The organism is Mesorhizobium sp. M7A.F.Ca.CA.004.06.1.1, assembly GCF_003999135.1.
GTDB lineage: Bacteria > Pseudomonadota > Alphaproteobacteria > Rhizobiales > Rhizobiaceae > Mesorhizobium.
On sequence record NZ_RZPQ01000466.1, the window covers coordinates 1 to 4,696 of the forward strand.

Sequence of the window (4,696 nt, forward strand, 5' to 3'; positions counted from 1 at the left end):
GTCCCAATCTCAACGCGCTCGGCAAGCGTCTTGCCGCCATAGATGCCCGGCTCGCGCTTGCCGAGCGCGTTGAGATTGGGACCGTTCAGGACGAAAACCGTTTTCAAAAAGCCGACCTTTCCCGGCGCCGTCATCAAGCCGGCGCGCTGGGCCCTCTATAATGGGCATAGCCGCCCGCGGAAAGAGCACAAGTGCGTTCTTTCACTGTCCACAACAGGCGGAAATGTGCCCGTGAGAAATAGCTGGCGAGCAAGATCAGAGCGCGGCTTTCGCCGCCTCGATCTTTTCTGCCAGCACTTCCTGCCCGAGTGCTCCGAACACCACCTCGTTGCCGATGACATAGGACGGCGTTCCGGTGATCGCCAGCTTGTTGGCAAGATCGTAGGTCTTGGCGAGGGCCTCGTTGATTGTCGGGTCCTTCATCTTCTCGCGCAGCGCCGCTTCGTCGGCGCCGAGCGACAGCGCGACCTTGATTGCCGACGCCTCGGTGGCGCGTCCCTGGCCGCCGAGCAACGCATTGTGGAACTCGCCGTACTTTTCCGGGTGCATCAGGTGAAAGGCCATCGAGACCACGCTCGCCTTCTGCGATTCCGGTCCAAGGATGGGGAATTCCTTGAGCACGAAGCGCAGGTCCGGATCGGTCTTGGTCAGCGCCTGCATGTCGTCCATGGCGCGTTTGCAGAAGCCGCAATTGTAGTCGTAGAACTCGACGATGGTGACCTTGCCGTTCGGATTGCCGACGACGCCGTCGAAGGCGGAGTTGAAGATCTGGTCCTTGGCATTCTTGATCACGCCGAGATGAGCGATGCGCTGCTCTTCCTTCTGCTTGGCCTCAAGCGCGTCCTGGACTTCCAGGAGGACTTCCGGGTTTTTCAACAAATAGTCGCGGATGATGCCTTCGACCTCGGTGCGGTCGATCTTGGTATCGGCCGCCGCGGTCTCGACCGGCTGTGCGGTACCGGCCTTGGCGATCTGCGGGTTTCCGGCAACGAATCCGAAAGCCAGCATGGCCAGGGCGACCGCAACCCCCGTGGTGCCCAGCAGCAGTGCCTTTTTCATCGTTCCTGTTCCTTCTACCTGTTTTCCGGTCTGGCTATGTCGTGGCGCGCGGCCGGAAGGTTCACTTGATCTTGGTTGACGGCTTGTAGTTTATGATATCCTGGGCGCGAAGCCAGCGCGGCTCGCCGCGTTTCATCTGCTGCTGCGCCCGCATGGCGAAAATCTTCGCATCCTTGTAGTTGCCGGAATAGAAATGGCTTTCGGCGGTGGCAAGTTCGGCGCCCGGTATGTCACCCAACTCACCGTAGGCCTGTGCCAGATAGCGATACCCGGCTGAATTTTCCTTGTCGCGCCCGAGGCCGTTGTTGATCTGCACGACGGCTTTTTTCAGAGAGTCGGGCGTGCCGACGGCCATCAGCGCCTGGCCCATGGACACCGGCAGCAGACCGGACCGCGCCGAATCGAGGCTGACCGCCTTGGCGTAGGCGTCCGCGGCTTCCTTGGGTTTGTTTGCCTTCATCAGGATGTCGCCGCGCAGTTCCTGGAAGTAAGCGTTCTTGGGCTGCGCCTTGATCAGTGCATTGGTCTTGGCGAGCGCGGCGGCGATGTTGCCGAACAGGTAGGTCGACTGGGCGTCGCCATATAGCGCGGCGAGGGTCCCTTGCATCTTTCGCATCAGCCGCGACGCAGCCGCCTGGCCTTCCATGTAGACGGCGATCTTCACCCGCACCATGTCATGGCGCTGCTGCAGCGCGGGCGGGTCCGGCCTGTCGACATTGGGGCTCTGTTTCACCAGCACTTCGAGATTGGAGATACGATCCCGCGGCATCGGATGGCTGATCCGGTAGGGATCGACTTGCGCGCCCGAGAGCGACAGCGCAGTCTGGAAGCGGTGAAACGTCTTCAGCATGCCCATGCCGGACTGGCCGGTGGCGTTGAGATAGGTGATCGCCGAGCGGTCGGCCGTCATCTCCTCGGTGCGCTGGTAGGCGAGGATGCTGCGCTGTGCCATCTCGCCGCCGCCGGCGGCTACGCCCACGCCCGCACCGGCAAGGCCGCGGCTATTGGTTGTCGCGCCGGCGACCATGGCACCGGCACCCAGCAGCGTCGCGATGATGGCCATCGTCTTGGCGCGTTCAAGCTGGTCGCGGAGTTTCTGCTGGTGGCCGCCGGCGATATGACCGGCTTCGTGGGCGATGACGCCGATGATCTCGTTGGGCGTTTCAGCCGTCATCAGCGCGCCGGTGTTGATGAACAGCCGGCGCCCGGTGACGAAGGCGTTGAAACTCTGGTCATTGACCAGAACGATGTCGATGCCGTCATTCGCCAGGCCAGCCGCCCTGAAGATCGGCCGCGCGTAATCGCGAACCAGCGCCTCGATCTCGGCGTCGCGCACCACCGGCACGTTCTGGGCAAAGGCGCTGACCGAACTCGCCATTGCAACGGCAACGCCAAGCGAAAGCGTCGCGAAGACGCGCGCTGCCTGGGCAATCGTCGATCTGGGTCGGCTCAACATGATGGCTCCACTGGTAGACGAGCGGGCGAAAGATGAAAAGTCGGCGCCGGAAACTTCCTCAACTTGTGATCCTCACATCAATCGGGCATTTGTGCGGCACATGCGCCAGTGCCTGGCGCCGTCAGTCATCGGGAATACTGGTTTAATGGTCGTCTCGCTCTCACGTCGTGGCAATGTCGAGCCCTTCCATGCGATGGACATTCTGGCAGAGGCAAACCGGCTGAAGTCCCAGGGCGTGCCGGTTGTTTCGATGGCCGTCGGCCAGCCCTCCGATCCCGCACCGGTTCTGGTTCGCGCCGCAGCCGCCAAGGCGCTGCAGGATGGACGCATCGGCTACACCGACGCGCTGGGACTGGCAGGCTTTCGCAAGGCGATCGCCGGACACTACGCCGATCATTACGGGCTTGATATCGAGCCCGGCCGGATCGCGGTAACCACTGGATCGTCGGCCGCCTTCAACCTTGCCTTCCTGGCGATGTTCGACGGGGGTGACCGCGTCGCCATCGCGGCACCCGGCTATCCCGCCTATCGCAACATCATGGCCGCGCTCGGCATCGAGGTGGTCGAGATCGAGCTCGGCGACGCCGCCTACCTGCATGCCGGCCATCTCGAGACCGCGCATCGTGAAAAGCCGCTGAAAGGCGTTCTCTTCGCCAGTCCCGCCAATCCAACCGGCGCGGTCATACCGGCCGATGAACTGGCGGCCCTGGTGAGGACGGCACAAGACCTCGGCATCGCCGTCATCTCCGACGAAATCTATCACCGGCTCGCCTATGCCGCCCCCGACACCACGGCGCTTGCCTATGGAGGCGACGTGACCGTGATCAACTCCTTCTCCAAATATTACTGCATGACCGGCTGGCGCATCGGCTGGATGGTGCTGCCGCAAGAGCTGGTGCGGCCGGTCGAGCGCGTCGCCCAGAGCCTCTATATCTCGCCGCCGGAACTGTCGCAGATCGCGGCGATCGAAGCGTTCAGGGCGACCGAGGAGTTGGAGGCGGTCAAGGGTCGCTATGCCTGGAATCGCGAGCTTTTGATGAAACGCCTCCCGGAACTCGGCTTTCCGCTGGCGGCGCCCATGGACGGCGCCTTCTATGCCTTTTGTGACGTCACCAGGCATACCAATGACAGCATGGCCTTCGCGCGCAAGATGCTGGCCGAGGCGCATGTCGCGGCAACACCCGGCCAAGACTTCGACACTCAGGCCGGGCACCGCACGATGCGTTTCTCCTACGCCGGCAGCCACGACGACATGATCGAGGCGATGGCGCGCCTCGAACGCTGGTTGAGGTAGCGCCATGCCGGAACTCGAACAGGCCCTCAGACTTGATCAGGCCCACAAACTTGATCAGGCCTCCAAACTTGATCAGGCATTGGCCGAAGTCGCTGCCGAAATGGCCGATCGCACCGATCGCGGTGATGTCGCTTCTTACATTCCGCAGTTGGGTAAGGTCGATCCGAAGAAATTCGGCATCGCAGCGGTTACCAATGACGGGCGCGTGCTGACGGCGGGGGACGCCGACCAGGCCTTTTCCATCCAGAGCATCTCGAAAGTGTTCACCCTCACACTGGCGCTCGGCAATGTCGGCGACGCGCTGTGGCAGCGGGTCGGCCGCGAACCGTCAGGCAATCCATTCAACTCGATTGTGCAGCTCGAGCATGAGAACGGCATTCCGCGCAACCCGTTCATCAATGCCGGCGCCATCGTCATTTCCGACATCCTGCTTGCGGGCCACCAGCCGCGCGAGGCGATCGGCGAGATCCTGCGCTTCATCCAGTTCCTCGCCGACGACGAGACGATCATCATCGATCGCGAGGTGGCGGCGTCCGAGCGCGCCACCGGCTACCGCAACTTCGCGCTTGCCAATTATATGAAATCCTTTGGCAATCTCCACCATGCGCCGGAACTGGCGCTGGGCGTCTACTTCCACCACTGCGCCATCGCCATGAGTTGCCGGCAACTGGCGCTCGCCGGCCGCTTCCTCGCCAATGGCGGCAAGAACCCGGCGACCGGGCATTCCGTGGTGTCGGCCGAGCGGGCACGCCGCATCGGCGCCATGATGCTGACCTGCGGCCATTATGACGGCTCCGGCGATTTCGCCTTCCGCGTCGGCATCCCCGGCAAGAGCGGCGTCGGCGGCGGTATATTGGGCATCGTGCCGGGCGTGGCGTCGCTTGCCG

5 protein-coding genes are annotated in these 4,696 nt (G+C 62.9%); 2 read left to right on the plus strand and 3 right to left on the minus strand.

Annotated elements, in window-relative coordinates; genetic code table 11:
* The 3 genes from EN906_RS23525 to EN906_RS23535 form a co-directional block, all read right to left on the minus strand.
* On the minus strand, positions 1-134 hold a 134-nt coding region (locus tag EN906_RS23525; RefSeq protein WP_127375415.1), incomplete at its 3' end, for a type II 3-dehydroquinate dehydratase.
* 121 nt (positions 135-255) lie between these two features.
* Entirely contained in the window at positions 256-1,059 is an 804-nt protein-coding gene (locus EN906_RS23530; RefSeq protein WP_127272408.1) for a DsbA family protein, read from the minus strand.
* A gap of 61 nt (positions 1,060-1,120) precedes the next feature.
* A complete protein-coding gene (locus EN906_RS23535) occupies positions 1,121-2,515 on the minus strand; it encodes a M48 family metalloprotease (protein WP_127271627.1) in 1,395 nt (464 codons plus the stop codon).
* Positions 2,516-2,660: 145 nt separating this feature from the next.
* Here EN906_RS23535 and EN906_RS23540 point away from each other — a divergent pair, with 145 nt between their 5' ends.
* Complete coding sequence (locus EN906_RS23540; RefSeq protein ID WP_127272409.1) at positions 2,661-3,809, plus strand: aminotransferase class I/II-fold pyridoxal phosphate-dependent enzyme; 1,149 nt, start codon at positions 2,661-2,663, stop codon at positions 3,807-3,809.
* Between the two features lie 4 nt (positions 3,810-3,813).
* Positions 3,814-4,696: glutaminase (locus tag EN906_RS23545; RefSeq protein ID WP_127375416.1), on the plus strand; the 883-nt coding region annotated here is incomplete at its 3' end.

Excerpts from the sequence above, each read along its gene's own strand:
- EN906_RS23530 (WP_127272408.1), bottom strand. The coding sequence starts at position 1,059 with ATGAAAAAGGCACTGCTGCTGGGCACCACGGGGGTTGCGGTCGCCCTG.
- EN906_RS23535 (WP_127271627.1), bottom strand. The coding sequence starts at position 2,515 with ATGTTGAGCCGACCCAGATCGACGATTGCCCAGGCAGCGCGCGTCTTC.
- EN906_RS23540 (WP_127272409.1), top strand. The coding sequence starts at position 2,661 with ATGGTCGTCTCGCTCTCACGTCGTGGCAATGTCGAGCCCTTCCATGCG.